Below are 2,693 nucleotides of genomic sequence, written 5' to 3'. Positions count from 1 at the left end.
CAATGCGCAGGGGTAAGCGGTAGCTTGGGTGCCACTCGGTGGTGGTCGTGGTGATGACTGTCAGCGGCGTGCCGGATTTTTGGGTGCGGGTCAACTCCAGGTTGCGGGCGTCATAGGTGTATGCGGTGACCGTTCCGTTGACGTCAGTGAAGGTGCTGACATTGGCATTGGCGTCGAACGTCATGCTCTTGCTGGCGCTTTTGGAACCAGCGCCTGCCGGCTGGTCTTGGGACCTGGTGCGCCGAATGCCGAACAATGAGGTGTATCTGAACACAACATTGGCGCCGAGTGGCCCCGTGACATAGGTCTCATCGCTATTATAGTTAAACTGATATTTCTCAACGCCGCCAGCGTGTTCTGTCGATAGGGCTTTCCCAGTGAAATCATAGTTGTAGGTCGCATAGCGTACGCCGTTTTCATCGAGGATGCCGGTCAGCGCAAAGGGCAGGTTGGCGCCTTTCGTATAGGCCGGCTCGTTGTACAAATAAGTACGGACTTTTTCGTCGGGATAGGTTACCGACGATACGGAACCGAAGGCGTTGTAGGCATATTTGTAGATGCCGCCTTCGGGCGTGGTCATGGTTTCGATGCGACCAGCGCTGTCGTGCGTGAATGTCAGAGCGCGGCCATAAGGGTCTTCCACGGACTCAAGCAACCGTGACGGAGAATTTACGCCGCTGCCGGCAGGTGGTGCAGCATAAGTGAAGGTTTGTACCAAGCCACCTCGGGAGGTAATTGTCTGGATATAGCCGTCAAGTCCGTAACGTTCGGTCGAATCGTTAGCTGCGTTGTACACATCATTGGCAATTTTTCTCCCGTCAAGATCGTAAACAGGCGTCAATCGGTCATTCACATTGGCTGCCGGATTCTGATCGGTGGCGTTTCCGAATTTAACAACAGAGCCGTTTCCGCGTTGCAGCGAAAAATCGTTTGCCAGAGCTGAAAACATCGGACGGAAACAACGCATTTTTCCCGTCCATGTGGCCGGGGCCCAATAGCACTGCGCACTTCTGGGCCGTTCAGACAGGGGATTACTGTGCGCCACATCCTGTATCTTGTTTAGATCCATGCCAGTGATCTGGTAGTTGTGCTCCCATCCATTGCGGTCGCTGCGGTAGGTTCGTATGAATTTCAAGCCACCTGGACCACTGCTCTGATAGTCGATCTCGACCTGTTCTTTTAAACCGGTGGAGTGGTAGATCGGATTTCCCGTTTTTTCCGGGATTGGTACGGGCTGGCCGGGTCTGTTGCACGGGTCGCATTCGGGCTCCGGCTGAGGCTTTTCATCTACACAAACGTAGGTATCCTCGCGCACTGCAGGGGTCACCTTCTGGTCACGCTGTACCAGGCGATAATTTGTGGGACACTCAGGAATCATGCTAATGGAAAAAGGGCCCATTTCGCGCGGCTCCCACCGATCATACGATTTTGTCTTGTAGTTATATTCAAGCTGTTCCCACTTCACGGCTTGATTTGCGAAACGGCCGTTATAAAAAATGACCTGACGTGGAGTCTGTATACCCACAACACGCCAGTGATTCAGTCCCGTTCCAGGATCAGGTCGTGCAGCCATGTGAGGGTTCATACTGCTATAGGCAGCTTGCCAGGTTTCGTGCACAACGTCATACGGAGCTCTGAAAAAGTAGCTCGGTTCAACCTCCTTTGGCCGCGCCGACGCTTGCTGGTTCACTCCCGCAAGCCCGCACACGAGCGCCATGGAGAGCAGCTTTGTATTTCGTATCATTAAAATTGCCTTTAAATTGAGAAAATCGCGGATGCGACGTGCTTGAACCGGGGCGGGAAAGGAGGGATCCGGCCGTGCGGCCGACTGTCGGCATCGCAGCAATGGTTTTGCTGCAGCGACTGCGGAGTTTACACTAAGAAATTATCTAAAGTCCAACTAATTGTAACTTTTGGCTATCGCGGCGAAGTGAGTCGTGCATTGAAGGTAAACATCCAGCCCGCCCACCTTCCATTGGCGCTTAGCACTGTGTAGAGTTTGCGAACGGTAGCAGCGAATCGATCTTGCTGTTGGGGCAGGTAGGCAGTTTTTCGAGGGTGTCGGCCAACCAGCGCGCTGGGTCCAGGCCATTGAGCTTGGCGGTTGCGAACAGGCTCTGGATGACGGCGGCGCGGCGGCCCGCCCGCTCGGAGCCGGCAAACAGCCAGTTCTTCTTTCCGATGGCAATGGGACGTATCGCGTTCTCGACCGGGTTATTGTCGATCGGCAGGCTGCCCGAGCTGGCATAGCGCTGCAACGCCGGCCAGCGCTTGAGGGCATGCTCGATGGCCTTGGCGGTACCGCTGCCGACAGCGACGCTACGCTGGGACGCCAGCAGCCAAGCGTTCAGGTCGGCCAGGATTGGTATGGCGCGCTGCTCACGCAATGCGGCCCGCTGTTGCTGCGGCATATCCGCAGCCTGTTGCTCGATAGCGTACAGCTGCCCGATGCGCCACAGCGCCTCTTCTGCCACCGGGCTGCCGCTGGCGGCATGCACGTCGAAGAACTTCCGTCGAATGTGGGCCAGGCAAGCGAGCTCGGTGGGGCCTGCCGTCAACAGCGCCTTGTAGCCGACATAGTCGTCCACCATCAGATGCCCGCGCCAGTCCTGCAGGAAGGCGCGCGCATGGGCGCCGGCACGGCTGGCCTGGTAGTCGAACACGACCATCGACGGCCCATCGTCGAGCGCATT

General features: G+C 56.6%; 1 protein-coding gene and 1 pseudogene. Both read right to left on the bottom strand.

From position 1 onward, the window contains the following. A pseudogene (locus tag EJB06_RS31445) lies at positions 1–1,744 on the bottom strand (RHS repeat protein); the annotation flags it as partial. A 238-nt stretch (positions 1,745–1,982) separates the two neighbouring features. Then, positions 1,983–2,693 (bottom strand): IS66 family transposase (gene tnpC, locus EJB06_RS31440; RefSeq protein WP_126077958.1); only part of this gene is annotated, 711 nt, incomplete at its 5' end.

The sequence above is a fragment of the Massilia atriviolacea genome (genome assembly GCF_003953935.1).
GTDB classification, from domain to species: domain Bacteria; phylum Pseudomonadota; class Gammaproteobacteria; order Burkholderiales; family Burkholderiaceae_D; genus Telluria_A; species Telluria_A atriviolacea.
This window is presented reverse-complemented; position numbering and strand designations above follow the sequence as displayed.